The organism is Paenibacillus sp. KS1 (assembly GCF_001680695.1).
In the GTDB taxonomy this organism is placed as follows: domain Bacteria; phylum Bacillota; class Bacilli; order Paenibacillales; family Paenibacillaceae; genus Paenibacillus_B; species Paenibacillus_B suaedae.
Genome location: NZ_MAIS01000090.1, coordinates 1 through 24,910 on the forward strand (window position 1 = coordinate 1; position 24,910 = coordinate 24,910).

The window sequence follows — 24,910 nt, forward strand, 5'->3', positions numbered from 1 at the left end:
AAATGAAATGCGCCGAAGGGCGCTTTTTTTGTTATGGAGCGCAGAAAGGATGGAGAGCGAACCCCAGGGTTCGACCGTCCGTGAAGACATCGAGGAAATACAGGAGTAGGACGAGCGTCAACAAGAACAATAAACCACTGGAGCCGGAAGGCTCCATTTTTAAATCAGACATGTTGAGTGCGCGCTGCAATGTTTTTAATAGTTTACGAAAGTGGGGAAAATAGGATATACTTTCCATACAATAGAATGGCTTTATGGGCGGTCGGCTAATCTCCCTGAAGGGAGGTGAAGCCTGTGAGTGAATATGAAGCACTATCCATTATGTTTCAGTTCGGACTGTGGATATTGGCGTTGCTAACATTGATTGTAACGCTGCTAATATACTTGCACCAAAAGAAATAGACCGCCCTCAGCAAAAGGTATGCGGTCTATTTTAACGTAAACCTATAGCCACCGCCTTTGAAGCGGCTATTGTACAGAGTCGTGTTCCAGCACGACTCTTATTATTTATATGATATCATAGCGTTTTTTAAACGTCTATTTTAAGTTTAAAGGCGTTTATTCTTCAGCTTCTTCTTCGAATTGCAATATTAGGGATATATCTTTAATGTTCAAAGCATAAGCGATCTTTTCTAACATCTCCAAATTTACCTCTTGTCTTTTTGTACTACATAGCTTTGAAATTCTAGCTTGCGCAACACCTGATAGCTGAGCTAGTTCTGTCTGCGTGATTCCTTTTTCTTTCATAACTTCTTTAAGTTTGATTTTAATACGTAACATTGTCTAGATCCTCCTTGACAAATTATGACCATAAGCGTATATTTAATATGACTACAAGAGTATATTTTGCTAAAGGCATATTGTTCGAATTTCCAAAAATAAAACTTTTTGCTAGCTTCTCATTGACAAAAAGGGGCGGATTATATATGCATGGCGCAATGATAGGTCAATTAACTTAATAGTCAAAATGAAACGAAACAGCAACCTTACTAGGTTTACAATCAATATAATTGGCTAAGTGACCTATCTATAGCAAAATTTAAGTGATGTCACTCGTACTCAATCGTCAATAGATACCGTGAATCAACGATACCAAACAAGCACGTGAATTAGCAACCGTATAAGTAGTCTGAATGTGTAAGAATGGCCATTGCTGATGTTGTAGGCAAAAGCTCTAAGAATAATGGAATTTCTGAACGAGATTTTTTAAAGTAAACACCAATCGTAAATGCGGATACTCGCAAGCTCTGATTCTAGCATGAACACCATGTATGATGTCACACATTGCGCTGAAACGTTGGGTTACACACTATTAAATGGTCAAGCTCAGATTCATGATAGAGAAGGTGAGTGTGGCATGAAACAGGCAGTTATTGAACTCGTACTCGATCTCGGATACGAAATCGTTTATCTGAATGGATATCTTATCGCGGAAGATTATCTAGTTGTTATCGAGCACGGCATTATGTGGCTATACCATGTGCGCCAGAAGGACGACGGAGGATTTTATGTAAGCAATAAGGCTGGAATTTGGCTGGGGAAGTTGAAAGGAAAAGAAGCAGCCGATGAACCAGAACTCATTGCGCGGGTCATTAACTACATGCGAGATATGTCATTTTACGACTTTTTGATTAAGCATCACGATTGGACGGTGGACTATGATTTTCATTTCGTCGAAGCCGTGAGTTAATCTTACAAAAGAATTGTGACAAAAGGCACTTTATTTGCTCTGGAGTGAAAGGAGCATCATAAGAGCGCTTGAGGAATAAATTGTAATATGCTAATATAACAGGGGATCGTGCTGGAACACGATCCCCGTGACAACTACCGCTATAAGAGCGGGGGCGTTTAGGTAGGAAGTAACCTGCGGCTATGGAAAGAGGCGGACGGGTTACTTCTTTTTATGGAAGGACAGCATCAGGATAACAAATGTTCCGAATGACAGCATTAATGTCAATGCCTCATACATTGTCACGGCGCTCACCTCCTTGGAAGGAAATGATGGACCTTCTTTATGCGAGGATGGCGCCTCCTGCCCTTAAACCGTTTTCGTTGTCCTAGTGATTATACCATATTTTACTATATGAAAAGAGCCCTGTTAAACGGCTCTTTTTCTTTTTTTACTTATCTTTAGGTTTGCATGGTTTGGTATTTAGCTTCTCAAACTAATCACCATGTTGACAATGTTAGCGATGAGTGGCAAACTTATTATGTCACCATGTTGACTAAAAAGGAGACTCCTATGAATAGCAACGATCTATTGAAAGAACTGCATGTGATGCAGCAAAGCTACGCGACATTGTTCTCAGTAGTCAATAAAGTTCAAATTCGCGGAGATGAGAATCTGGAAGTATTGACTTCTAGACAACATATGGCACTCGTCGCTATTGCTCACCTGCCACTAGAGCAGACAACCCTGATGAACATTGCTAAGAAACTTGGCACTTCCAAGCAAACCGCAAATAAATTGATCTCGGGACTTGAGAAAAAGGGATACATCGAAACTCTGCCAAGCCGCTTGGACAAGCGTGCTATCAATGTCAGAATCACACCTAAAGGTGAGGAGGCGCTGATTGTATGCTCTGAGAAATCCACCTATTTTTTAGCGGATATGTTCCATGAGTTCAACGCCGAAGAACTTCATACGTTTTGGAGATTGCTGCGTAAGCTATACCGATTTGACGGTGAGGAACAGGATGGATTTGAAGAGCATGCAAATCTGGAAGTAGGCGAGGTATCGGAACCTATGGAAAGCTTTCAAGAAAGGATATTATCGGAATTTTCCAAACGGCGGTATGGCGGCGCAAATACCTGAGAGTAGTAGTAGCAATTTGCAACTCCTTCATTTCAATCTAGTATTCTTATAATGCACATCTGGGATTGGAGCCTGACGTACATGTTCAACGTATCTTCTTATACAACTTCATTAATTGAGAAATACACGAAAAACAAAAAGCATATGAAACTTACTGTTGGAGTTTTATCAAAGGGAGAAAAATTTGTCCACGTCTACGGAGTAAATAGAGAACGGCTGGAAGAAGTCATCTACCATTACGAAATAGGATCGATCACGAAAACCTTCACTGCGGCTTTATTAGCCAAATATGTGAGTGATGGCATCGTATCTCTTGATGACTCGATTGATCGCTATATTGAATTGCCCTCGACTGGCAATTATCCGAGCTTACGCAGCCTAGCCACTCATACCTCTGGTTATTCCGCCTTGCTGCCTTTCACGATCGGAAGCTATGTGGGGACGATCTTTAAAGTGTTGAATGGAACCTTGGCTGGAAATCCTCTGGCAGGTCGCATAGACGAAACACGATTGATTGAGATCATTCAAACAACCAAACGCAAGCAAAAAGAGTACAAATATAGCTACTCTAACTTCGGAATAAGTGTGCTTGGCTACATTTTGGGGAACATCTCAGGCAAAGGGTACTGGGAGACGATGAATGATTTTATTGCGAACGACCTACATTTGCTTCATACCCGGCTAGGCATCCTACCTAATAATATTCATGGTTTTAACAGAAAGGATGAAGACTGCGGCAATTGGGAATGGGATCGCAATGAACCTTTTGCTGCTGCGGGTGGACTTTCATCTACAGTAGAAGATCTGCTTGCATACGCTGAGCTCAATATGTCGCGGGATAACGAATATTTCGGCCTGTGTCGTATAAAGCATGCTAAGGGGAATCGGAACTTCGACATGGGATTAGGTTGGGAGCTCCAAAAAGGAACAAATTTGATTTATAAGGATGGAGGGGCGGGGGCACTTACTTCTTTTATTGGTTTTGATCAAACAAAGCATGTTGCTGCCGTCGTAATGGCCAACTACACCACTCCAGCAATTGCGAAGATTGGTCAGTCCCTATTGCAAGATATATAACAATGGAAGCAGCGGCGACTCTCTTAATGAGGCTCGCCGCTGCACGGTAATGACTATGTACGGTGTTTAGAATACCATTTATACTTCTTTGAAATGAAGGACAAATCCGGGTCTTCCGGCATTCTCAACATGGCATTTATACACAACACCATCAATTGAAATAACGGCAGGTCGATCATATTCAATAAACTTGTAGTTGACTTTCTCTTGTACGCAATAACGCTCAATTTCATCTAAAAACTGTTGCTTGTTTTGTGGAAGTTGATCGAGCTCAACCGAAAAGCCTTTCTTCATTAGCTTCTTCCAAACATTCTTCATGATGCTTGTCCTCCTCTGCATAAATAAATAGATGATTCCTTTCCTTGTCCTCTATTCTACCATATTCATCCGTTCCATATGGATCGAAGAGAAAGAATATGCGACCGACCTCAGTGGACGGATGAAGCGGTCGCATCGGCTTATGGCGGGGGCTTGCAACTAGTCTATACGCGCTCGCGCCAGTAGTTCAGCAAGTCTTCGAGGGTATGATCGAGAGGAATTTCTGGCTTCCAGCCTGTATGTTCTGTAAATTTCGAATGATCGCCAAGCAGAATCTCGACGTCGGATGGACGCATGCGGCTCGGATCTGGCACAATGTCGATCGTAATATCCGATTTAGCCAGCAGCATATCGAGCATTTCCCGAATCGTGACGCAAGAGCCGGATGCAATATTATAGCAGTCTCCAGCTTCAGCGCGCTCCAGCGCGAGCCAATAAGCGCGGACAATATCGCGTACGTCGGTAAAATCGCGCTTCGCTTCCAAATTGCCCACATGGACAGTAGGCGGACGAACGCCCTTTTCAATTTCAGCGATTTGCTTCGCGAAGGTGGACGTAACGAATTGTTCACCACGGCGTGGACCCGTATGGTTGAAGGTTCTCGTCCGGATGACATGGAGACCGTAGCTCTTATGATATTGATAGCCAAGGTAGTCTTGAGCTGCTTTGCTCACGGCATATGGACTTAACGGACGGAGGGGGTTTTCTTCACGTATCGGAGTTTCGTGCGGCTCTACATGACCGTATTCCTCACTGGAGCAGGCAATTTGAATTTTACAATCCAGATCAATGCGCCTTACCGCTTCGAAGATATTTAATTGACCCGCAACGTTGTTGTAGATTGTATCTGCAGGCGAGTTCCAGGAGGTAGGGACGAAGCTCTGAGCGGCCAAATGAAAAATAAGATCCGGCTTCTCATTTGTAATGAGCGTTTCTACAGAGAATGCATCGCGGAGCTCACATTCTGCCAGATGAATATCGGGCAGAATGTGGCGAATGTGTTCTAGGCGGCTGCGATTGCGAATCGTGCCGATTACCTCTACATTTTTGTCCAGCAAAAATTCCGCCATATGACTTCCTACGAATCCGGAGATCCCGGTGACAAGTGCCTTCATGTAACTGATCTCACCTCTCAGGTTGATAACATACACCCATAGTTCGGCATTACCCTATACTATGTGGAGTAGGCTGAAATTGGTGACGGCATTCGTACCGATTTATTCTTGCTCCGAATCTGTAGGAAGGAACCTAGCTAGTTCAGCTGGAATATCATTGCGCGCACAGTACATCTCCCGGGTTTCCCCCAGCAAGCACTCTTGATCATGCAGCAGCAGAAGCAGAGCGAACTGATTGGCTTGGCGCTCGAACTTGCCAACATGGAACAGCGTATGCTGTTCGGTAAAGAAATGCCCGATGCCTTTATGTAGTCTGTCATGAGCGAGCTCGTGAGCGCACACGAATCGCTGCCATTCGAACGGCAATTCCGAATTAATGACAATATAGCGGCGTCGGAGCTTATGGAAGTAGAGGCCGCGCGTTGATTTCCCGAGATCAGCTGTTCGTACTTGAATGTTCAAATATTGCGCAAGCTGAAAAGGACAGTTCGTTTTATATTTTCGAATTAATGATCGTACAATCTTCTCTACATCCATGAGATGCACCTCGCGGATAGGTTAGTCATTGAGCATGTTCAGCTCCGGGGCTTGCGCTTATTGCGCTTCTTCGCATCCCAGAACAAGGCCTCCAACACTTGAAGCACCCGTTCACGGTCTTCCTCCTCGATGGGAACGCCATCGAACATAATTTCAGAATCTTCCTCCAGCAACTGCCGGAAATCCTTCTTGTCTTTCCATGTAGCCCACCCAGGAATAGAATCAGATGAAGAAGTTAAGGACAGCGGCATCGAATTATCGATACGGCCTAGCAAGTAATCGCTCGATGTATGCAGCAGATCGGCAAGTCTGCCGATGATATCGCTCGGCGGCGTCGTGCGTCCAGCTTCATAATTGGCTACATTGGCACGTTTCATATCGAGCGCGTGGGCAACATCGTCTTGCGATAAGCCTTGTTTGAGCCGCAGCTCCTTAATACGGGAACCTACAAGTTCTTTGTTCGTTACGGACATGGCTACCACCCTTATTTTACATATGTTCATAAATTCAAGATTGACGTTCATTTTATGAGCATGGTATGCTTGCAGTGTATCACACAGGAACAAGTGTTCGCAATAATTATCGATGAGTTGTTTAGAATGAACAGCATCATTCTATAATGTTGTTTTGCACAACACAAGGCCAAGTTTAGTAGAACTATTCTTTTTTATTTCCATGTTATTTTAAATAACTATATTTCATAATTGTGTTACTACTAATAACTTTTATATGAGGAGCGATGAGGATGTTGGCAACGGTGAATCGGTCGGCTACGCGAAAAATGGTGGAGCAGTACTTGTCTATGGCACGTTTGTACAAAAGAACAGGCATCGTACGAAGAGAGATGAAAATGACGACTTCCTATGAACCGAGATTCCACGGTGCGACGAATCAGGTAGGCAAGCCAGTAGAAGAGATTGCCCTGCACAATGTGGACAAGGAAGCATACATGAAAACGGTACACGACAATGTCATGAAGGCGGTCGCACATCTAGGCGACATGGAGCGCGAATTAATAGAGAACTGTTATCTCAATCCACATGTACAGAAGCCAGATTATCTGCTTTGCTTTGACTTGAATGTAAGTGAGCGCACATTTCGCAGAATCAAAGCACGGGCAATTACCGAGCTGGCCTTTATGCTTGGAATCGAAGTATTCGAAGATTGATGCATGATGTCATTCCAGGATAGCTGAGCATCTCAGAAACAGAATGTCGTGTCTTGCAAGGACGAGGACTATGATGTATTGCATATGAGATCGCAGTGACCTCCCGCTGGCCGGATGCTGGCACACTGGTGGACGGGACAAGGTGCTAAGATGATAGTGTGAGGTTGTGGGCATGGGGGCAGGACAACCTTGCAGGTAGGAAGGAAGAACCGTTTGCGGCGAAGCTGTATAACGGTTTTTTTGTACCGCAGGACAGGAGGTGATGGCTTGCGAAGCAGCGAGATTCAGCAGGGGGTGATGAACAGGGTGCGGGAACGTTACCCAGACATCCCAGTGTTGGAGTCAGAAGAACGAACGAATGAGTTAGCGCCCTGCTTGGTCGTGAAGCTCGTTCGAGGTGAACGGACTCGTGTAGGTGAAGGCCGCTATCAAGCGCAAGCAGCTATCGAGGTCGAGTATTATCCCGAGGCAAAGGCTGCTTCCGTTCATGATGTTGCGGATGCACTGTATGATGCGCTGGAACTGATTGAAGCAGGCGGCGGCTTATGCAGGGGGACAGGCTGGAAGCATGAGATCGTGGAACGCAAGCTACGGTTCCAAGTGCAGTATGAGTACATGCTGACACGTTCCCGAGAGGAAATGAGCAAGATGAATGCCATGAAGCAGGAGGGACGCATTCGAGATGTCTAATGTAAACAAGCAGGACAAGCGCAATGTGGAACATGCCGAGGCTGCGGGCGAATTCGCTTTTGCGAAGGAGCAGTGGCTGGAAGCGAAATGCTGGAGTGCAGGCGAGCGAGACATGCTGCATGCGCTTCTGGCGGGTAATGAGCAGTACACGAAGGCGCAGATCGATGCGCTGCTACACCAATTTCAAATTCAGGAGGTAAAGTAATGGCTGGAGGAACATGGACGACGCAGAACAAGGTAAGACCAGGCGTATATGTGAATGTAGTAAGTGAAGGGAAATCGGTTGGAACCCTTGGTGAGCGTGGGATTGTTACTTTTCCCTTGGCTATGAGCTGGGGCCCATCTAAAAAAGTAATTGAGATTTCTGCTGGTGATAATGTTCGAGATTTACTTGGTTATGATATTACGGCTCCAGAACTTCTGCTTGTTAAAGAGGCGATGAAACGAGCCCACAAAATACTTATCTATCGCTTGAATACTGGTGTTGCCGCGAAGGGTACGGTGGGATCATTAACGGCAACAGCAAGATATAGTGGTAGCCGTGGTAACGACATTAAGGTTGTTATCCAAAAAAACATCGATGATGATAAGAAGTTCGATGTCATTACCGTGTTTGCCGGCACACCCGTTTATACGGAAACAGTTCATAAAATCGAAGAGCTCGTAGGCAACGCGTATGTCGGTTTTAGTGGGAATGGAGAGTTGGAAGTGACAGCGGGTCTTCCTCTTACCGGAGGAAGTAATGGGACAGTAACCAATCAAGATCATATGGATTATTTGGAAGCAATTGAGGTTCACGATTTTAATGCCATGGCACTGCCTAATGATGAACAGTCGCTTAAATCTGTTTATACCTCCTTCGTAAAACGGCTTCGAGAAAAGGAAGGTAAAAAAGTACAAATTGTAATGCCTAATTATTCGGCAGCTGATTACGAAGGCGTGATCAGTGTGAAAAACGGTGTTGTTTTATCGGATGGCACTATTCTAGATGAAGTAAAAGCAACTGCATGGGTAGCAGCAGCAACCGCGGCAGCTGGTGTGAATGAATCTCTCACCTACACCGCTTATGACGATGCGGTGGATGTAGATAAAAAATATACGAACACCAAAATAGAAGAAGCACTAAAAAATGGTGAATTGTTGTTCGTTCAAAACAATGGACGAGCTGTAGTGGAACAAGATATCAATACGTTTATTGCGTATACACCGGAAAAAGGGCGTCAGTTCGCCAAAAATAGAGTCATTCGAGTGTTAGACGCCATTGGAAATGATATAAAATCGATCTTCGAGAAATCATACATTGGCAAAGTTAACAATAACGATGACGGTAGAAATCTATTTAAAAATGAATGTATTTCCTACTTGAATAGCTTGCAGGGAGCTTCGGCAATTCAAAACTTCGATAGTCAAACGGATGTCGTCATCTTACCTGGAGACGAAGTAGACGCTATCTATTGTGAACTGCATATCCAGCCAGTGGACTCTGTAGAAAAAATTTATCTAAAAGCAACATTACAATAGGAGGGATTGTTCATGGGTTATTTAAAAGCGAGAGATACCATATCGGGACAAGAGGGCCGTGCATTTGTGACCATTAATGGACGAAACGTAGAAATGTTTTATGTTAAAACATTAGAAGCAAAGATCGAAAAAAATAAAGTTGAGGTAAACTCGCTGGGAAGACGCGGGACGCAACATAAAGCTGCAGGCTGGACGGGGACCGGCAGCATGACAATTTACTATGTAACAACTGAATTCCGACAGTTAATGTATAACTACGTAGCGAACGGAAGAGATACCTATTTTGACATTATGATTACGAACGAAGATCCTACCTCATCCATTGGCAAACAGACTGTAACTTTAAAAGACGTGAACCTGAACAGTGTCGTCATTGCAAAATTGGATACAGGTAGTCAGGTATTGGAAGAAGAAGTCGAATTTACGTTTGAAGATGTAGTTTTGCAGGATTCATTTAAAGCACCGATTCTTGGTTAGTTGAGGAGGAGAAAAAATGAGTTTCAAAGCTTTTTTACGTGAAAATGTGGCAGTTAGGAAAGAAAAAGAAGTTATTATTTCTGAACGATTCAAAGATGATGCTGGAAAGGCAGTCCCGTGGAAGATTCGAACAATCACAGCCGAAGAGAATGCGGAGTTGCAGCAGCAAGCAACAGTACGAAAAAAAGGGGAAACCGAATTCGATGGAACCCTTTATATTGCAAAGCTTACTGCGGCAAGTGTAGTATTTCCTGATTTAAAATCGGCGGAGCTTCAAAAAAGTTACGGCGTAATGGGAGACGATGTTCTTCTAAAATCAATGCTTACGGCCGGGGAATATTCTAAACTGTCTTCGGTAGTACAAGCACTGAATGGCATGGATGAAGATATTAGTGAATTGATTGAGCAAGTAAAAAACTAATCGATGGCGGCGACCCCATGGCGAATTATGCTTATTATGCACTCCACGAACTAGGAGTAATGCCGTGGGATTTCATGGGGTGGTCTCCACGTAAACAGGCAACGGTAATCGCCATGATCGATATTCGGATTAAAGCGGAAAAGAAGATACGGAAGAGTACTTGATAAATCTCCCTGATGTTATGGTACAATTTAACTATAACAATCAGGGGGAGAAAGATGAGAAAATATTTTGTCTTTTCTATAGTTATTCTAGTGCTTATACTTACCGGATGTACAACGAGCATTTATGATGAGCCTTATACAAATGAAATTATCGATAGGATATCTGGCCCTCAATCAGAGGTAACTAGTTCAGATCTCCTGAGCCTCTCAATGGCAGAGGTTTATGAAAGAGAAGGAAGAATGACGATTGCAGGAAAGACAGTAGGGCAGGTCATAAAAGAATCAACTCGCATTACCATGGAAAAAATAGAACAAGGTAAACAAGCAAATGAAGAGAGAGAAAAGCAAGTTGCTCTCAGCAAGGAACGAACAAAAAGAATTAAAATAGAGCTGGTTAAAAAAGAGAATTACCCTTTTAGTGTCCAAAAGGGAATCTATAATGATGTTATTCGAATTGACTATCGAATGACGAATAACTCAGGTAAGCCTATTTCGGCGTTTAAAGCTAGCTTCACTCTTCTTGATGCGTTCGGTGAGTCCATATTTACTTCAGGCATAACCTATGACGAGGGGCTCCAAAAAGGTGAAAAGGTAACCCAAGCATATCAAGTCGAGGTGTCGCCTTTTACTGAGGGGTAAAAGGATTTATGGAGAGCAAGTAAAGTTAAGTTGGTCTATACGATAAAAGAAATCATTTATGCCGATGGCACGAAAGAATAAATGAACCACCCTCATTCGAGGGTGGTTTTTCATTTCAAGAAAGAAGGGAGGATGTAAATGAATGGTATAGCAGAAATGAATCAGGTCATAATGGTGGCTGAGCGAGTTTATAAGCAGCTCAATGTGCGCGCGAAAGTAGTAAATACATTGTCATCTGCGCAAGAAAGGTTAATAACGCTTGAGGCTGAAGCGGTAACCACAAGACAAAAATTTTATATGCAACAGAGCAAGGTGAATGCGGAAATTCGCCAGGGGACAAAGAATCAGACCAATTTCAATAATGCGATTAAGCAAGGAGCCGAAGAACAAAAACAATTAATTGATGAAATAAGGAAGCTCAATAAGAATGATTATTGGAAAGTCGGATTAAAAGCGGGGAAGAGGATTTATAGTTCAGCGGTTGGAGATGCGATGTCGTTGAATAAAATGGAGCAGCTCGTTATGGCGAGATCTGGTTCTCCAGAGTTAGGCAAGTATTATATTCAAGACTGGAAAAAGACTGCGCGACAAACGGGAACCAATTTCAATGATCAAATGAAGTTAGGAATGTCTTTTATGCCGCAGGTTAAAAATCCCCGGCAGGTAAATGATCTAATGAAATTATCCCAGCAGATTGCCGCATTCGACGTAAGTGGAAAAGGCTCTGCTGGAGCAGCAGAGGCAATAAAAAGTCTTATGGGCGGGGATTCATCACCATTATCAAAACAAATGGATATTCCTAAAAGTGTAATTGAGAAAAAATTTGGAATTGTGGATGCTGCGAAATCAGGAGATTTAGACAAGTTTATTCAGAAATTTAAAGAAATGCTAGAATACATGTCCATGGGTGAAAAGCAATACAAAATGTTAATGGACACTCCTGCGATGAAAGCGGAAGCAGCCGTAAATGGGTTTAAGAATTCATTGGCCGAAGCCGGCATGACAGCCATGCAATTGTTGGCACCTCAACTCGAAAGAGTCAATCAATGGCTTCAGTCTACGCAAGGACAAACCTTCTTTATGAGTTTAGGTACCACGATTGCGACTGTAACAACTAAATTTATTGAGTTTATTCAATGGCTGAATGAGGGGGGAAGAGCGGTTAATTTCCTTACCCAGCTCGTATCACCACAACTATTGCGTATTGCATCCATTTTAGGATTAGTAGCCTTATCGAGTAAAATAATTGTTCCTGTACTTGGCGTAGCAAGTCAAGGGTTAGCGATTCTTAGTGGCTGGATAACACGGGCTTCTGTCAGCACAACTGCTTTAACTACTAGCCAATCTACTCAAATTATTCAATCCCAAATGTGTGTGGGGAGTGCAATGCAACAAGCTACAGCTACGGGGGTTTTGTCTACAGCTACTAATATTGCAAATAGATCAGTAAATGGATTGTCATGGGCGGTTCGAGGATTAAGTATTGCGCTTAAAGCTGCAAGTGTAGTCGGAATAATATCGGTATTAGCCGACATAGCTGGTATAGCTTTAACTTCGGGAAATGCATCTGAGGATGCGGCTAATTTATGGAATGGAAGCATGTTAGCTATGGATGCGACGACAGTTATGGCCTGTCAGAATATTGAGAAAAATCTTCGAAATATGGCTAAAAGTGCAATAGAGAAAGCGAGAACAGTGAATGCTGCAACAGGAACTGCAAAAATGCCTAATGAAGTGACACTTAACCCTGAAGGCGGGGGAACTGTCGTATATGATGATGTAAAATATATCAAAGACAAAAACGGTAAACTATGGGAAGAAAAGATGGTTGAGAGTGAAGTCCCTTTAAAAACCTGGGAAGAAGTCGTTTCAACAAAATTGATACCAAACGATGCACCGAAGCTTGAAAATTTTGCGACTGCCCTAAAAGGGGTAAAGTGGAGCTATCTTTGGGACAGCCCTGTAAAAGGAGAAGATTTATTACCATCTACGACCAAAAAGGTAAAAACACTAGTGCGTCATACAAATATAAACCCTGCTGATAAGATGTCTGCTTTAAATCATTTAAATGCCAAGTTTGAGGAGGAAAAGAGACAAAAGAAGCTTGATGAACTCTCAAGGAACATTGATAAGACAAATTACGAACCAATAACTCCTACTAAAGTGGATAAGATAGGGAAAGTCGATTCTGTCGGCAAAATAGAAGAACCAGTTGAAATTGGGAGCGAAGATATTAAGGTCATGCGTGAGCTTGCTGAAATGCGGCATATTCAAAATTTTGTAACTCTAACGCCAACTGTTCAGGTCACTACGGGGGATATTAATCATTCTACGGATATCAACACGATCATTAATCAAATTGAAAATAAGCTGGAGGAGCAATTTATTGGAGCAGCGCAAGGGGTGTATGGATATTGAAAAAGCTTTATCATGTACTTTCCTATTATTCCAAACAACAAAAGCGGAATGCGTTGGGATATGGAATTTGGCTTGGATTCAATAATCAGAAAGAGGGATTTCAGATTCCTGTGAATCCTCCTAGAATTGAAGTGAATAGTGGGAACGAGAACAAGACTTATGAGATTGCGAAATTTGGAGAAATTGCTGTAATCAAATCACCAAGATTAAGAAAATATAGTTTTGAGAGTGAGTTTCCAACTTCGCTTGCAAACCCGAATCATTGGGTGAGTAACTTGATGCTTGAACCAGAATATTATATCGATACGATTACGAAATGGATGAAAACGCAGCACCCAATTCGATTTATTTATACTGGAGAGTTTGATATTAATGTAGCCGCCACGGTAGAATCATTTGACTATTGGGAAGAAGTAACGGGGTGTGTCCAGTACAAGCTCAGTTTGAAAGAGTATCGCTTCTACTCAGCTAAGAAAGCAACGATTGTTAAAGATCCTAAAAAGCCTGGAACCAATAAAATAGTAAAAAAAGAAAAGCAGCGGCCTGACCAAAAAAAAGCTCCAAAAACGTATAAGTTGAAGAAAGGCGATACCCTATCCTCAGTGGCGAAGTCTCAATTAGGAAATGCTAATCGTTGGCGTGAAATTAAAGAACTTAACCATATTTCTGATGCACAAGTAAAGAAGTTGCAGATTGGTCAGGTATTGAAGCTGCCAGCAAAGTAATGAAGGAGGATAGGTCATGTTACAAATTCTCCTTGAGAACAAGGACGGGTCTATTTGGGATATTTCTGAAATTGTTACGAGTGTAAACTGGAGAACAGTCCGCGTAGGTAAGGCAGGTACATTGACTTTTACAGTGATCCGCGATGGACTTTATCAAGCAAAAGAATTCAAGATAGAGCCTGGATCAGTCGTATCAGTCAAATACAAATCTTCTCCTATGTTTTACGGATATGTGTTTGAGTTGAGGTACGATATCGATGATGCCGTTCAGATTACGGCATATGATCAAATTCGATATCTTGATGCATCTGATTCTCGGGTTTTTAAGGGCGTTACAGCAGGTCATATCATTAAGCAAATCGCAGCTGATTTCGGACTCAAATCGGGCATGATCGCGGATACTAAGTACAAGCTGCCTAAAACGCTTCATGAATCCAAAAAATTGCTCGATATGATTTATGATGTGCTGGAGCAAACGACGATGGCCGGTTACGGTGTATATGTATTTTATGATGATTTCGGCGCATTAACGCTAAAACATATTAAAGACATGACCGTACTAAAAGCATTCGGCGACGAGAGCCTGATGACGGATTTCTCTTACGGGATTTCGATCGATAAGGATACCTTCAACCAGGTTGTTCTCGTACAAGATAAGAAAGAGCTAAAGAAGAGCGAAGCATATGTTGCTCAGGATTCCAGCAATATTAGTAAATGGGGCTTGCTTAAGTACTATAAGAAGGTTGATGAAGGCTTAAACCCGGCGCAAATTAATCAGATTCTGGATGCTACCATTAAGGCGAAGAATCGCCCGACTCGAACGCTAAGAATTGATGCGATTGGGGATCTAAACGTCCGATCTGGGTGCTATATTCATATTGAAATACAAGCAGTTGGATTACGGCAGTTGATGCTTGTAGATGAATGTACTCACAAATTTGATGGCTCTGACCATACAATGACGCTTGAGTTGAAGGTGATATGATGCGAATGCTAAATATAATTAAGCGTGCAGCAATGGATGTTAACGAAGCTTCTGTTCCCGTAGGGATAACATTTGGGACAGTAGTAAACGACAATCCTCTCGAGGTGACTGTGGATCAACGGTTCATACTCGATGAGGATTTTTTAATTATTCCAGAGAGTATGACCAAGTATGAGGTTGATTTGAATTGTAACAACCCCTTAGAAGGGGTGGGAGATGTGAAATCTGCAACGTCCGATAAGGTTGTCATAAGAACGGGATTGGAAAAAGGGGATAAGGTGCTACTTCTCCGCATCCAAGGCGGTCAACAATATCTAGTTCTGGATAAGGTGGTGGGGGGATGATACCGACAGGTTCGAGCATGCAGGCGGGTACTTCGGATTTAATTTATAGTGAGATGCCTTCTTTAACGTATCGTATCGATTTCGATAATGGCCGCATCATTGGAAAAGTGGATGGAACTGAGGCAGTACGCCAAGCAATTCAGAAAATACTGTCGATCGAACGATATGAGCATCTCATTTACAGTTTTAATTATGGTTTTGAACAAGAAGGATTAGTAGGAAGCGATGCGTCCTTTCTTCGTTCTGAGTTGAAACGCCGTATTGAGGAAGCTTTACTACAGGATGATCGTATAATAGCAGTTGAAAATTTTGATATAACGACAGATGGAGATACAGCTACGATAAGTTTTAAAGTAATAAGTTCTTTTGGTGAAATCTCTATGGAAAGTGAGGTGAGCAGAGATGGAGGAGCATTCCTTTGAAAATATATTAGAACGTATGTTGTCACATGTTCCAGATGAAGTAGATAAACGAGAGGGCAGCATCATTTATGATGCGCTTGCTCCCGCAGCTTGGGAAATGTCACAGATGTATACCGACATGGAGATTGAACGGAATTTGCTATTTGCTGATACAGCAACTGGAGAATATTTGACTCGTCGAGCTGCTGAATTCGGAGTGAGTAGAAAACCGTCAACAGCAGCTAAACGAAAAGCAGTGTTCTTTGACGAAGCGACCGTACCATTGGATGTGCCTATAGGTTCACGTTATAGCGGCGGTTCCGTAAATTACATTGTTACTAAAAGACTGGGAGCAGGCATATTTGAAATTAAAGCTGAAACGAATGGAAACATTGGAAATGAGTATTACGGACAGTTGTTGCCGATCGATTACGTAAGCAAACTCGCTCGAGCACAAATCTCAGATATTATTACACCAGGTGAAGATGTAGAGGATGACGAGACCCTTAGAAAACGGTATTTTGCTGCAATGAATGAACAGCCCTTCGGAGGGAATCTATCAGATTATCGTCATAAAATAACCTCTCTTTCAGGCGTTGGCGGCGTGAAAATATTCCCGGTATGGAAAGGCGGGGGCACAGTAAAGTGCACCATCATTTCGAGCAGCTTCGAATCTCCGTCTGCTGAGCTGGTGAATGACGTGCAGACGATCATCGATCCAGAGGTGAATCAAGGCAAGGGAATGGGCTTCGCGCCGATCGGTCATACCGTCACCATTAAGGGGGCAGTGTCCGTAAAAATTCATGTATCGACCACGCTTACACTTGAAGCGGGAATATCCGTGTCACAGGTGAAGGCGGATGTTGAAAAAGTGATCGCCGATTACCTGCGGTCGCTGCGTATGAGCTGGAAAGAGGAAGACCGAACCGTCGTGCGTGTGAGTCAGCTGGAAGCCCGTATTCTGAATGTAAAAGGCATTGCGGATATTGCGGATACGAAGCTGAATGGCAAGGGAGCCAATGTGGAGTTGGACACGGAAGAGCTTCCGATTATGGGGGCGGTGACCTTGAATGGTTGAACCGTTACTCAAGCGTTTGCCAGACTTTTACCATGACGTTAAGGAAATGATTCTGCTTATGGAGACGCAGGATGGAGAGAAGGAGAAGCTGCTTGCCGCTATGCAAAGGCTGTTCGACGATCAGTTCGTCATGACAGCAAGCGAGGATGCGATTGCGAGGCGGGAGCGGATGCTGAATATCCTCCCGGATCGCGATGCGGAATCAATCGATTTCCGGCGCAGACGGATTATTAATCGCTACACGACGAAGCCGCCGTTTACGATCCGGTATTTGCAGGAGAAGCTGGACTTTTTGCTTGGCAAGGACAAGGCGCGGGCTGTTATGGATGCGGACGCCTTCCTGCTGCGCATCGTTGCCAACATTACAGATGCCGCCGTATTCAAGGAGGTCGGGCACACGGTATACGCCGTGAAGCCTGCCAACTTGGTCTATCAACAGGAGACGGCACTGCTCTCCAATGTGGGAGTGAATGAGAATATATACCGCTCGGATTTGAAACGGACGACAAGGCTTTCAACGACGTGGAAGCTGGGGCGTTCGCCATTTTCTGAGCGCGGGCCGGAGGTGCAGATCAAATGATCGAATCAACGTTGCTGAAAGAACTGGCGACCCATGTCAACACACGAATTGCCAAGGTTGTGCTGAATAAAAAGTATGAGATTACAGAGTTTACGGTGAAGCAAGTATCGAAGAGCGTCGTCAATCTGGAATATATGATTCCGCTGGGATCTGTGGACAGCGTATCGCTGATCGAGCTTCGGGCTGCAGACGGCACGGTGCTGACGTCGAATGACGTCTACATCCCGCTCACGTCCGATACGATCATCAAGCAGCCGATTACAGTGAAGGAGGTGGCCTAATGCCATACGAGGCGAAGACAAACTGGAAGTACGACGACACCGTCACGGAAAAAGACCTGAACCGCATCGAGCAAGGTCTCAAGGACGCCCATGTGGCGGAGTATAAGGATATTACGCTGAAGCCAGGCGTGCAGATTGTGGATGTCCCTGAGGATACGCCCTTCCGCATGGGGGAGATTCGCGGGCGGACGTTGATTAATTTGCTGGGGCGTAATGGATCAATGGAATCCATACAAAACTGGGAGTCTACTAATTGTGATCTCAAATCAGATGAAGCTTATAAAACACAAGGCCAAAAAAGTTTAAAAGTGATATCAAAAGTTGATGAGGGACAGCCTGTAATTGCTGGGATAGGTAACCTGAAACTAAAAAAAGGTTCTTATTATATTTTTGTAGTAGATATAAAGAATGGATCTGCTAATATGGCAAGAGCTGAACTAGCGGTTCCTTATAAAGATGGTACTACGGATTGGAACTCTACGGCTCATATTACAGAATCAAATAAATTTACAAGTCAATACAGAGCATTTAAAGTAACCAAAGATTTGCGAGATGATGCTACTCAGCCTTATCTTGCACTAATACTTGGTACTAAAGAAGCAGGAGATTATGGTTACTTTGATGCGGCTCGTGTCTACGAAATATCTGAAAAAGAATACAATAGAATAAATTCTTTAGATACGGAAGGAGTTTCAGCATACTTTCCATATGTTGATGGGGTGACCAACGTCACGAATCCGTATTCTATCGCGACGAGCGGTAATCTACTGCCGCCGTTTACGGAGTGGACGAATACTGGAAATAAGCAAATAATCGGGCTTTATGAACTGGAAATTAACAGTAAGATATCGGATGACGTAAATTACTACTTTAGTGTTGGTGCTGGATGCACTATGACGTTATGTGTCGAACATAATGGGGTGATAGGCGTAAATGCTTGGGATGCAAACAATAATCTGATCGGAGACCAATCTATAGTCCGATATACGAAAGAGCAGCAAGCAACATTCACGACGCCTATTGGGACAACCCGTATTTCAGTGCATTTCGGAAATGTTGACGGGAATACGTCTATTCCGAGTTGTAAATTTAAAAATCCGATGCTCGTCTCCGGCGATAAAAGGCAGCCATTTACGCCACAATCACGCAGTATGTTGGCGACCGAATGCCATCTCTCAGCTCATCCTGTGGATGGCAGCAATGCGGACTTGTTATATGTGGATGACGATGGATTGCCATATGTACATTCGTGGTGGGAAAAAATTTCGCTAACTGACACTTTCACATGGTCGGTAAATGCCGCAGTTCCTGGATTGAAACAGTTAGGTACACAGTTAAAAATACCGTATAATCCTGACACATGGAGCCCTACTTGCGTTAAGTTTGATGGATCTATTCTATCCAGAAGCGGCGAAAACCCAGACGTACTGACTGGATCACAAGATGGCAAATCAGTTTATATACAGATATCAAGCAAAGACAGCGGATGGGGCGACAAATATACGCCGACAGACGGCGAAATCAAGGCGTATTTCCTGGGCTGGCGTATGTGTCAGCAGGAAACGGCAGGACTATACAATGGTACAGGTACTAGATGCTGGGGGAGGATAACAGATCCAGCGAACGTGATCGGTCAGGCTGGCTGGAATGCGACTACTACGCTTCCGACTGGATACGCTGGTACAGATGTTAAAGGGAATGTTTACAAGCCATACCGTCTCCAGTATCTCAAAGTGAAGCCTACGGTCGAGCCAGTAGTGAATTACGAAACTGGCCTGACACTATTGAAAGGCTGGAATATGGTCGAGGTCGATTCCGGTATTGTGTTGCGTGAGAAGGCTAATTTCGTAATAAATTCCGCTAGTACCCACTATTGTGCCAACACTGCCCAAGGGGGAGGGGATACTCCTACACCATTCCGTTATCGTACTGAGGACATTTTGAAAGTCTTCAAAAATCGGGTCAATTACATTCAATGGGAGAAAAATATATATGCTCCGAATGGAAAGTATAGGGCTACTATTGCCAAACAACATTATGACCCTACCGCAGTCTACCACGTCACTTACACGATACTAGGCCCAACGCTTGCGGCTTCTATCAGCGGCAGCATAGCCTCAAACCTTCGAGGTACAGTAACGGATGTAATGCAGTGGGCAAGCGATGCAGAACGTAGATTGAGCGTGGTTGAGAATGGGGCGCAAGACAATATATCTCCAGAGAGCATAGGAGCCGCGAAAAAATTGGACTTTGACGTCCTTACGAAGCACAGCGTGGCTATTAAAAACAGTGCAAATAAAGACCTTAACACATACCGTGAGCCGGGGCTTTACTTTATTGGAAACCTAGCTGACTATACGAACAGTCCGTCTAATGACGCAGGGTTCAGTTGGGGGATCTTGCGTGTAGAGACTCTTGGGACAACTGCCTATGTAGCTCAGTCGTATACATGTGTTACAAGTAATACTACCTTTACAAGATCTAAAGCAGAGGATGTATCCGGTAGGGAATGGCTGCCTTGGCGAGCGACAACCAAGCTTGACACTGACGGTGTGCTGAGACTCAACAAATGGTTAGATATTCGAGCAGATGGACCGTCAATAAACCTATACAGCTCCACCCACGTATACCAGCAGTTCATTGTTAAGGAGAAACGCGTAGGCTATATTGGAGTAGGTGATCCAGGAGCGCCACAAAATATGTTACTGGCGTCGGACTATGGCGATGTACGTTTGTGGGCAGGTAATGGTGGGGTGTTTATCAATGACCGTAACGTCCTATACGAGATCGACCAGCTAAAGCAATCTGGCGTTAATAACAAGCAAGCGCTTGTCGACGCGCTTAACGCCAAGGGGATAGCCGCGTCGGTTAATGAGGATTGGGGGACGCTGATTGGTAAAGTCCAACAGACATCGTATATGCGAAGTGTGAACTTAGACCGCGAATCCGAAATAGGAGAGTTAAAATCAACGTTTGAGCACATTTATACGATACCAGCGGGAGTAAAGAGGATCATTTTTACAAGCTCAAGTAACTGGGCAACACAAATGTATACCTCTTACGACAGCCCTGTTTTGGAAATAGCCTTAAAGGATGCGAACGGCGCGTACAGAACAGTAGCATCAAACTACTATAATAATTATCGTTATAGGAGCCTAGACGTATACTCGTTTGTTGTCGACTTCACTCTCAACATATCTCGTAGTTCCTACAGAGTTAGTAGTTCCGACAATGTATATAATGCTGATGGCATCGGCATAAGTAACGCTGGGGAGATTCAGCTCGGCTTCTATTACTTTACTAACGGGTACTATAACGGAAAGGGCAAAATTAACGGAACACTACAATATGAATAAGGGAGTGAATCGAAGTGTACGCAATTTATAAAGAAACGCCGCGAGGCGTGATTGTCGAGACGTTATATTTTAATCCGACGCCTACACAAATGGAGGAATCGCATGGTGTCGAGATTGACGGCGAGATGCCGCAGCCCGATACCATTCCTGGAATGATTCCGATGTTAAAGGTAGACGTTGAAAAAGCACTGCTTTATTACGACTATGAAAAGCCTGACACGTTAGAATCCAGAGTTGCAGAATTGCAGACCGAAAACGAGAATCTGAAAAAAGAGAACGCCGCATTGTTGTTACAGGTGGCAGGCTTGGATGCGTCAGGTCAGCAGCTCACGCAGGATCATGCAACACTACTATTACAATTAGCCGAAAAAGGAGTGATCTAAGATGGATTGGTATACAACCGTGAAACGTTACTATGATATGGGGATATATAAGAAAGATTCAAATGACCCGTTATACGTAGGTAAGTTTTGTGAGTTCGGCAAAATTACGCCTGAACAGTTCAAAGAAATTACGGGTGAGACTTATTCCACGTAATATCCACTACGCAACCTATTCCTCGCACTCAAATGAAAAGGGCCGACATTTGTCGACCCTTTCATACTCCTCTTGTAATTCCTATTTCATCGTAAAGGATAACTGGATAACTATTTACAGAGTTATTATTCTGCTCCGACTAACTTCAAAGGTTGAAGGATGTCGAGTAATCCTTTAACTCAGGCTTCCTACTTAATTCTCCTTAGTTACCTTATTAACTCTACAACGTCTGCAGCACAAAGTGCAGAACGAACAGCAGTGAAATTCCATAGAACAGCGGTTTCACTTCGCGTCCCTTGCCAACGGCAAGATGGAACAACGCGTAACTAATGAACCCGACTGCAATCCCGTCGACGATGCTGTGCATGAGCGGGATGAACGCGATAATGAAGAACGCGGGAAGACCCTTGTGCATTGCATCGAATTCGATTTTCTTCACGCTTGGCATCATCAAGCCGCCGATAAAGATCAATATCGGAGCTACGGCCTGATCAGGAACCAACGTCAGTACCGGTAATGCAACCAATGTACATGCAAACAGGATTCCTGTCACGATAGATGTGAGTCCCGTGCGACCACCAGCAGAAATGCCCGCAGCCGTTTCAACCGTCGCGACATTCGGGCTTGTGCCGAACAATCCGCATGTAATTACGGAAATCGCATTGGCCTGCAAGGATCGACTGAATCGTTCCGGATTCCCGCTCATTTGCAGGTGTGCATTTACAAGCCCCACATTTTCGAACACAATAACGAGCGTCAGCGAGAACGTTGCTACAGCAAGCGTAACAGCTGACACGCCTTGAAACGTGAACTGACCGAATACATCACCATATGCAGCCCATGAAAAAGCTCCGCCTGGTGCCGCGCCAGCGTTAGGCACTGCGCCAACTAGATAAGCAAGAGCGGTTCCTGCAATAATGGCGATAAGCAAGTTGCCGGGAACATTGCGCATGAACAGAATGCATGTAAGCGCCAATGTAGCGAGCGTAACAAGTACTCCCGGATCAGCAAATGACTGCAGCGCAATCATCGTGGATTGATCGGGAACGATTACGCCGCCCTTTGGCAGACCGATCAAGACAAGCATAAGTCCGATCCCTACAGAAATGGCTTCCTGCAATGATTCTGGAATTGCTGCCCGCAGCTGCCCCGCGAGTGATGTGAAGCTTATTACCGTAAAGCAAACGCCGGATAATACAACGACGCCCAGCGCTTGCTGCCATGTCATGCCCATGCCGTGAACGAGTGTGTAGGTAAACATCGCGTTGATGCCCATGCCGGGCACAAGAATAATGGGGGACTTGCCCCATATCCCCATTAACAAGCAGCCAACAGACGAAGCAAGCACAGTTGCGATAATGCCAGCTTCTTGCGGTATGCCTGCATCTGCGAGTATCGAAGAATTGACAATTACAATATAGACGATAGCGAAGAAGGACACGACTCCGGCCAGCAGTTCCTGCCGCCACTGAATTCGTGCAGTTGCAGAAGCGTCATGTAAGGACGGTGCTTCTGTCTTCGATTGTATATGTTTCTTTTGGCGGACCAATCGTATACCTGCTTTCCATCGTAGCCCCTCACCCAACCCTTTGCATAAATAGAGGAAATTCAAAAAGTCTGTATTCGATCACGAAGACCGACACAAAGTAGGTTGTGCTGAAAACCGATCTTTTTGAATATGCACTCATAAAACCTATGTCCCGAATTCATATCCGAGCATAAGTAGCAGTTATTATATCACAGGATCTCTCTAAATAATCAAACGATGTTCACCCATCCTGTATTTTGTACCCTGATCCACCTTGCATCAACCCGCGAAATTACATATAATAAATAACTAATTGATTGTTCATAACTATGATTAACACATGCTTAGATGGAGACAAGTACACAGTACCACTTGCCAGGGAGGCGGCGCCGTAGATTGAGAGCGCTGCTGAAGAAGGGGCTGTCGAAATTCACTCCGGAGCAGGTACCTTGAACAAGCACTTCACACACAGTGAGGCTGCTACAGTAGAGGTTCCCGGATTTGCGGCACGTTATCGCTGCAACAAGTGAGATACGGCTTGGTTCGCAGCCTCCTAGCAGGAGAGCGTTCCAATCGGATCTAATTAGGGTGGTACCACGGTCTTCTCGTCCCTTGTGACGAGAGGGCCTTTTTTTATTTCGAGTGGAAATGAAGGGGGCTTACACAATGAAGGAGCGTTTACAGGCACTGCGCGCCGAAGCGCTGGAGAAGCTGCAGCAAGTAAAGGATGCAGGTCATCTAAATGATCTGCGTGTTAAATTCCTCGGTAAAAAAGGTGAGCTGACAGAGGTGCTGCGCGGCATGGGCGGCTTGTCGGCAGAGGAGCGTCCGCTCATTGGTCAAGTGGCGAATGAAGTACGCGGAGCCATTGAGACATTCATCGAGGAGAAGCAGGCGGCATTTCTCCGTGAAGAGACGGAGCGTCGTCTTCAGGAAGAGACAATTGACGTGACACTGCCAGGGCGTCCGATGACAGTCGGTGCAGTTCACCCGTTGAACAAGGTTATTCAACAAATGGAAGATATTTTCATCGGTATGGGGTATACGGTAGCAGAAGGTCCAGAAGTGGAGCAGGACTACTATAACTTCGAAGCACTGAATCTGCCGAAGGATCACCCTGCGCGCGATATGCAGGATTCGTTCTACATTACAGAAGATATCCTGATGCGCACGCAAACATCGCCTGTACAAGTACGTACCATGGAAACGATGAAAGGAAAAGGGCCTGTGAAGATAATCTGCCCAGGTCGCGTATATCGCCGCGATGATGATGACGCAACACATTCCTTCATGTTCCATCAGATTGAAGGACTTGTTATCGACAAGAACATCCGCATGAGTGACTTGAAGGGGACGCTTCTTCAATTTGCGCAAGAAATGTTCGGTTCCAAAACACAAATTCGCTTGCGCCCAAGCTTCTTCCCGTTCACAGAGCCAAGCGTTGAGGTCGACCTGACTTGCATGAAGTGCGGCAGCAGCGGCTGCCGTATCTGTAAGCAAACAGGCTGGATTGAGATTCTTGGTGCAGGTATGGTTCATCCGCGCGTGCTTGAAATGGGCGGCTATGATCCGAAGGAGTACTCTGGATTCGCATTCGGTATGGGTGTAGAGCGTATTGCCATGTTGAAATATGGCGTAGACGACATTCGCCATTTCTATACGAACGATATGAAATTCGTGCAGCAGTTCGCACGGATGTAATGAAAATAAAAGTTCAAAAAGTTCGGTTTTCAGC

The 24,910-nt window shown here is 44.2% G+C and carries 30 protein-coding genes and 1 other annotated feature; of the genes, 23 read left to right on the top strand and 7 right to left on the bottom strand.

All coding sequences use genetic code 11. The annotated features are described in order from the left end of the window. Positions 1–294: 294 nt before the first annotated feature. Positions 295–402, top strand: a complete 108-nt coding sequence (locus tag BBG47_RS30860; protein WP_254659896.1) for a putative holin-like toxin — start codon at positions 295–297, stop codon at positions 400–402. 156 nt (positions 403–558) lie between these two features. On the opposite strand, the gene BBG47_RS22930 is transcribed toward BBG47_RS30860, so the two are convergent. Further along, positions 559–780: a helix-turn-helix domain-containing protein gene (locus tag BBG47_RS22930; protein WP_021262039.1), complete on the bottom strand. Its 222-nt coding sequence runs from the start codon at positions 778–780 to the stop codon at positions 559–561. A 577-nt stretch (positions 781–1,357) separates the two neighbouring features. On the opposite strand from BBG47_RS22930, the gene BBG47_RS22935 reads away from it, so the two are divergent. After that, positions 1,358–1,690 carry a hypothetical protein gene (locus tag BBG47_RS22935; RefSeq protein ID WP_065293646.1) on the top strand — a complete coding sequence of 111 codons (333 nt, stop codon included), beginning with the start codon at positions 1,358–1,360 and terminating at the stop codon, positions 1,688–1,690. Between the two features lie 201 nt (positions 1,691–1,891). On the opposite strand, the gene BBG47_RS31275 is transcribed toward BBG47_RS22935, so the two are convergent. Further along, positions 1,892–1,969, bottom strand: a complete 78-nt coding sequence (locus tag BBG47_RS31275) for a putative holin-like toxin (RefSeq protein ID WP_227774339.1) — start codon at positions 1,967–1,969, stop codon at positions 1,892–1,894. 273 nt (positions 1,970–2,242) lie between these two features. Between BBG47_RS31275 and BBG47_RS22940 the strand changes: the two genes are divergently transcribed. Continuing rightward, on the top strand, positions 2,243–2,815 hold the full coding sequence (locus BBG47_RS22940) for a MarR family winged helix-turn-helix transcriptional regulator (protein ID WP_065293647.1): 573 nt from the start codon (positions 2,243–2,245) through the stop codon (positions 2,813–2,815). Between the two features lie 81 nt (positions 2,816–2,896). Further along, positions 2,897–3,892: a serine hydrolase domain-containing protein gene (locus BBG47_RS22945; RefSeq protein ID WP_065293648.1), complete on the top strand. Its 996-nt coding sequence runs from the start codon at positions 2,897–2,899 to the stop codon at positions 3,890–3,892. A gap of 78 nt (positions 3,893–3,970) precedes the next feature. Here the strand turns inward: BBG47_RS22945 and BBG47_RS22950 are convergent, their stop codons facing one another. From BBG47_RS22950 to BBG47_RS22965, 4 genes are all read right to left on the bottom strand, one after another. Further along, on the bottom strand, positions 3,971–4,210 hold the full coding sequence (locus BBG47_RS22950; RefSeq protein WP_083189546.1) for a DUF4318 domain-containing protein: 240 nt from the start codon (positions 4,208–4,210) through the stop codon (positions 3,971–3,973). 164 nt (positions 4,211–4,374) lie between these two features. Further along, complete coding sequence (locus tag BBG47_RS22955) at positions 4,375–5,325, bottom strand: GDP-mannose 4,6-dehydratase (protein ID WP_065293649.1); 951 nt, start codon at positions 5,323–5,325, stop codon at positions 4,375–4,377. 102 nt (positions 5,326–5,427) lie between these two features. Continuing rightward, positions 5,428–5,862, bottom strand: a complete 435-nt coding sequence (locus BBG47_RS22960) for an ImmA/IrrE family metallo-endopeptidase (RefSeq protein ID WP_021254540.1) — start codon at positions 5,860–5,862, stop codon at positions 5,428–5,430. 38 nt (positions 5,863–5,900) lie between these two features. Further along, the gene (locus tag BBG47_RS22965; protein WP_065293650.1) at positions 5,901–6,335 is read right to left on the bottom strand and encodes a helix-turn-helix domain-containing protein; all 435 of its coding nucleotides are present in this window, start codon (positions 6,333–6,335) and stop codon (positions 5,901–5,903) included. 272 nt (positions 6,336–6,607) lie between these two features. Here BBG47_RS22965 and BBG47_RS22970 point away from each other — a divergent pair, with 272 nt between their 5' ends. The 18 genes from BBG47_RS22970 (at position 6,608) to BBG47_RS29125 (ending at position 21,647) form a co-directional block, all read left to right on the top strand. Then, positions 6,608–7,030: an ArpU family phage packaging/lysis transcriptional regulator gene (locus tag BBG47_RS22970; protein ID WP_065293651.1), complete on the top strand. Its 423-nt coding sequence runs from the start codon at positions 6,608–6,610 to the stop codon at positions 7,028–7,030. Between the two features lie 267 nt (positions 7,031–7,297). Continuing rightward, positions 7,298–7,720: a phage tail terminator family protein gene (locus tag BBG47_RS22975; RefSeq protein ID WP_254659897.1), complete on the top strand. Its 423-nt coding sequence runs from the start codon at positions 7,298–7,300 to the stop codon at positions 7,718–7,720. Then, the gene (locus tag BBG47_RS22980; RefSeq protein WP_065293653.1) at positions 7,713–7,925 is read left to right on the top strand and encodes a hypothetical protein; all 213 of its coding nucleotides are present in this window, start codon (positions 7,713–7,715) and stop codon (positions 7,923–7,925) included. The genes BBG47_RS22975 and BBG47_RS22980 overlap by 8 nt, the downstream gene beginning before the upstream one ends. After that, a complete protein-coding gene (locus tag BBG47_RS22985; RefSeq protein ID WP_065293654.1) occupies positions 7,925–9,241 on the top strand; it encodes a phage tail sheath family protein in 1,317 nt (438 codons plus the stop codon). Before BBG47_RS22980 ends, BBG47_RS22985 begins: the two co-directional genes overlap by 1 nt. 12 nt (positions 9,242–9,253) lie before the next feature. Further along, positions 9,254–9,718: a phage tail tube protein gene (locus BBG47_RS22990; RefSeq protein ID WP_065293655.1), complete on the top strand. Its 465-nt coding sequence runs from the start codon at positions 9,254–9,256 to the stop codon at positions 9,716–9,718. A 16-nt stretch (positions 9,719–9,734) separates the two neighbouring features. Continuing rightward, positions 9,735–10,139 (top strand): phage tail assembly chaperone, encoded by a 405-nt coding sequence (locus BBG47_RS22995; RefSeq protein WP_021254547.1) that lies wholly within the window; start codon positions 9,735–9,737, stop codon positions 10,137–10,139. Positions 10,140–10,357: 218 nt separating this feature from the next. Then, positions 10,358–10,942: a hypothetical protein gene (locus BBG47_RS23000; RefSeq protein WP_065293656.1), complete on the top strand. Its 585-nt coding sequence runs from the start codon at positions 10,358–10,360 to the stop codon at positions 10,940–10,942. A gap of 138 nt (positions 10,943–11,080) precedes the next feature. Then, complete coding sequence (locus BBG47_RS23005) at positions 11,081–13,360, top strand: hypothetical protein (protein WP_065293657.1); 2,280 nt, start codon at positions 11,081–11,083, stop codon at positions 13,358–13,360. Continuing rightward, the gene (locus tag BBG47_RS23010) at positions 13,357–14,085 is read left to right on the top strand and encodes a LysM peptidoglycan-binding domain-containing protein (protein WP_083189548.1); all 729 of its coding nucleotides are present in this window, start codon (positions 13,357–13,359) and stop codon (positions 14,083–14,085) included. The genes BBG47_RS23005 and BBG47_RS23010 overlap by 4 nt, the downstream gene beginning before the upstream one ends. 16 nt (positions 14,086–14,101) lie before the next feature. Beyond that, a complete protein-coding gene (locus tag BBG47_RS23015; RefSeq protein WP_065293658.1) occupies positions 14,102–15,070 on the top strand; it encodes an XkdQ/YqbQ family protein in 969 nt (322 codons plus the stop codon). A gap of 5 nt (positions 15,071–15,075) precedes the next feature. Next, positions 15,076–15,414 (top strand): DUF2577 domain-containing protein, encoded by a 339-nt coding sequence (locus BBG47_RS23020; RefSeq protein WP_312847078.1) that lies wholly within the window; start codon positions 15,076–15,078, stop codon positions 15,412–15,414. Continuing rightward, complete coding sequence (locus BBG47_RS23025; protein ID WP_065293660.1) at positions 15,411–15,836, top strand: DUF2634 domain-containing protein; 426 nt, start codon at positions 15,411–15,413, stop codon at positions 15,834–15,836. The genes BBG47_RS23020 and BBG47_RS23025 overlap by 4 nt, the downstream gene beginning before the upstream one ends. Then, on the top strand, positions 15,817–16,893 hold the full coding sequence (locus BBG47_RS23030; RefSeq protein WP_065293661.1) for a baseplate J/gp47 family protein: 1,077 nt from the start codon (positions 15,817–15,819) through the stop codon (positions 16,891–16,893). Before BBG47_RS23025 ends, BBG47_RS23030 begins: the two co-directional genes overlap by 20 nt. After that, positions 16,886–17,473: a putative phage tail protein gene (locus BBG47_RS23035; protein ID WP_065293662.1), complete on the top strand. Its 588-nt coding sequence runs from the start codon at positions 16,886–16,888 to the stop codon at positions 17,471–17,473. Before BBG47_RS23030 ends, BBG47_RS23035 begins: the two co-directional genes overlap by 8 nt. Continuing rightward, entirely contained in the window at positions 17,470–17,754 is a 285-nt protein-coding gene (locus BBG47_RS23040; protein ID WP_065293663.1) for a ketopantoate hydroxymethyltransferase, read from the top strand. The genes BBG47_RS23035 and BBG47_RS23040 overlap by 4 nt, the downstream gene beginning before the upstream one ends. Next, on the top strand, positions 17,754–21,110 hold the full coding sequence (locus BBG47_RS23045) for a pyocin knob domain-containing protein (RefSeq protein WP_065293664.1): 3,357 nt from the start codon (positions 17,754–17,756) through the stop codon (positions 21,108–21,110). The genes BBG47_RS23040 and BBG47_RS23045 overlap by 1 nt, the downstream gene beginning before the upstream one ends. Before the next feature lie 14 nt (positions 21,111–21,124). Beyond that, a complete protein-coding gene (locus tag BBG47_RS23050; RefSeq protein ID WP_065293665.1) occupies positions 21,125–21,493 on the top strand; it encodes a hypothetical protein in 369 nt (122 codons plus the stop codon). 1 nt (position 21,494) lies between these two features. After that, positions 21,495–21,647: an XkdX family protein gene (locus tag BBG47_RS29125; protein ID WP_072727172.1), complete on the top strand. Its 153-nt coding sequence runs from the start codon at positions 21,495–21,497 to the stop codon at positions 21,645–21,647. Between the two features lie 220 nt (positions 21,648–21,867). Here BBG47_RS29125 and BBG47_RS23055 read toward each other — a convergent pair whose 3' ends face one another. Continuing rightward, a complete protein-coding gene (locus tag BBG47_RS23055) occupies positions 21,868–23,196 on the bottom strand; it encodes an NCS2 family permease (RefSeq protein WP_094183208.1) in 1,329 nt (442 codons plus the stop codon). A 315-nt stretch (positions 23,197–23,511) separates the two neighbouring features. Next, positions 23,512–23,791 (top strand) — a binding site (T-box leader). A 50-nt stretch (positions 23,792–23,841) separates the two neighbouring features. Here BBG47_RS23055 and pheS point away from each other — a divergent pair. Then, positions 23,842–24,876, top strand: coding sequence for a phenylalanine--tRNA ligase subunit alpha (gene pheS, locus BBG47_RS23060; RefSeq protein WP_065293666.1), 1,035 nt, complete (start codon positions 23,842–23,844; stop codon positions 24,874–24,876). Positions 24,877–24,910: the final 34 nt, after the last annotated feature.

What these genes read in the sequence shown, in the direction of transcription:
- BBG47_RS22930 (WP_021262039.1), bottom strand. Translation starts at nt 780, where the DNA reads ATGTTACGTATTAAAATCAAACTTAAAGAAGTTATGAAAGAAAAAGGA.
- BBG47_RS22935 (WP_065293646.1), top strand. Translation starts at nt 1,358, where the DNA reads ATGAAACAGGCAGTTATTGAACTCGTACTCGATCTCGGATACGAAATC.
- BBG47_RS31275 (WP_227774339.1), bottom strand. Translation starts at nt 1,969, where the DNA reads ATGTATGAGGCATTGACATTAATGCTGTCATTCGGAACATTTGTTATC.
- BBG47_RS22940 (WP_065293647.1), top strand. Translation starts at nt 2,243, where the DNA reads ATGAATAGCAACGATCTATTGAAAGAACTGCATGTGATGCAGCAAAGC.
- BBG47_RS22945 (WP_065293648.1), top strand. Translation starts at nt 2,897, where the DNA reads ATGTTCAACGTATCTTCTTATACAACTTCATTAATTGAGAAATACACG.
- BBG47_RS22950 (WP_083189546.1), bottom strand. Translation starts at nt 4,210, where the DNA reads ATGAAGAATGTTTGGAAGAAGCTAATGAAGAAAGGCTTTTCGGTTGAG.
- BBG47_RS22955 (WP_065293649.1), bottom strand. Translation starts at nt 5,325, where the DNA reads ATGAAGGCACTTGTCACCGGGATCTCCGGATTCGTAGGAAGTCATATG.
- BBG47_RS22960 (WP_021254540.1), bottom strand. Translation starts at nt 5,862, where the DNA reads ATGGATGTAGAGAAGATTGTACGATCATTAATTCGAAAATATAAAACG.
- BBG47_RS22965 (WP_065293650.1), bottom strand. Translation starts at nt 6,335, where the DNA reads ATGTCCGTAACGAACAAAGAACTTGTAGGTTCCCGTATTAAGGAGCTG.
- BBG47_RS22970 (WP_065293651.1), top strand. Translation starts at nt 6,608, where the DNA reads ATGTTGGCAACGGTGAATCGGTCGGCTACGCGAAAAATGGTGGAGCAG.
- BBG47_RS22980 (WP_065293653.1), top strand. Translation starts at nt 7,713, where the DNA reads ATGTCTAATGTAAACAAGCAGGACAAGCGCAATGTGGAACATGCCGAG.
- BBG47_RS22985 (WP_065293654.1), top strand. Translation starts at nt 7,925, where the DNA reads ATGGCTGGAGGAACATGGACGACGCAGAACAAGGTAAGACCAGGCGTA.
- BBG47_RS22990 (WP_065293655.1), top strand. Translation starts at nt 9,254, where the DNA reads ATGGGTTATTTAAAAGCGAGAGATACCATATCGGGACAAGAGGGCCGT.
- BBG47_RS22995 (WP_021254547.1), top strand. Translation starts at nt 9,735, where the DNA reads ATGAGTTTCAAAGCTTTTTTACGTGAAAATGTGGCAGTTAGGAAAGAA.
- BBG47_RS23000 (WP_065293656.1), top strand. Translation starts at nt 10,358, where the DNA reads ATGAGAAAATATTTTGTCTTTTCTATAGTTATTCTAGTGCTTATACTT.
- BBG47_RS23005 (WP_065293657.1), top strand. Translation starts at nt 11,081, where the DNA reads ATGAATGGTATAGCAGAAATGAATCAGGTCATAATGGTGGCTGAGCGA.
- BBG47_RS23015 (WP_065293658.1), top strand. Translation starts at nt 14,102, where the DNA reads ATGTTACAAATTCTCCTTGAGAACAAGGACGGGTCTATTTGGGATATT.
- BBG47_RS23020 (WP_312847078.1), top strand. Translation starts at nt 15,076, where the DNA reads ATGCTAAATATAATTAAGCGTGCAGCAATGGATGTTAACGAAGCTTCT.
- BBG47_RS23025 (WP_065293660.1), top strand. Translation starts at nt 15,411, where the DNA reads ATGATACCGACAGGTTCGAGCATGCAGGCGGGTACTTCGGATTTAATT.
- BBG47_RS23030 (WP_065293661.1), top strand. Translation starts at nt 15,817, where the DNA reads ATGGAGGAGCATTCCTTTGAAAATATATTAGAACGTATGTTGTCACAT.
- BBG47_RS23035 (WP_065293662.1), top strand. Translation starts at nt 16,886, where the DNA reads ATGGTTGAACCGTTACTCAAGCGTTTGCCAGACTTTTACCATGACGTT.
- BBG47_RS23040 (WP_065293663.1), top strand. Translation starts at nt 17,470, where the DNA reads ATGATCGAATCAACGTTGCTGAAAGAACTGGCGACCCATGTCAACACA.
- BBG47_RS23045 (WP_065293664.1), top strand. Translation starts at nt 17,754, where the DNA reads ATGCCATACGAGGCGAAGACAAACTGGAAGTACGACGACACCGTCACG.
- BBG47_RS29125 (WP_072727172.1), top strand. Translation starts at nt 21,495, where the DNA reads ATGGATTGGTATACAACCGTGAAACGTTACTATGATATGGGGATATAT.
- pheS (WP_065293666.1), top strand. Translation starts at nt 23,842, where the DNA reads ATGAAGGAGCGTTTACAGGCACTGCGCGCCGAAGCGCTGGAGAAGCTG.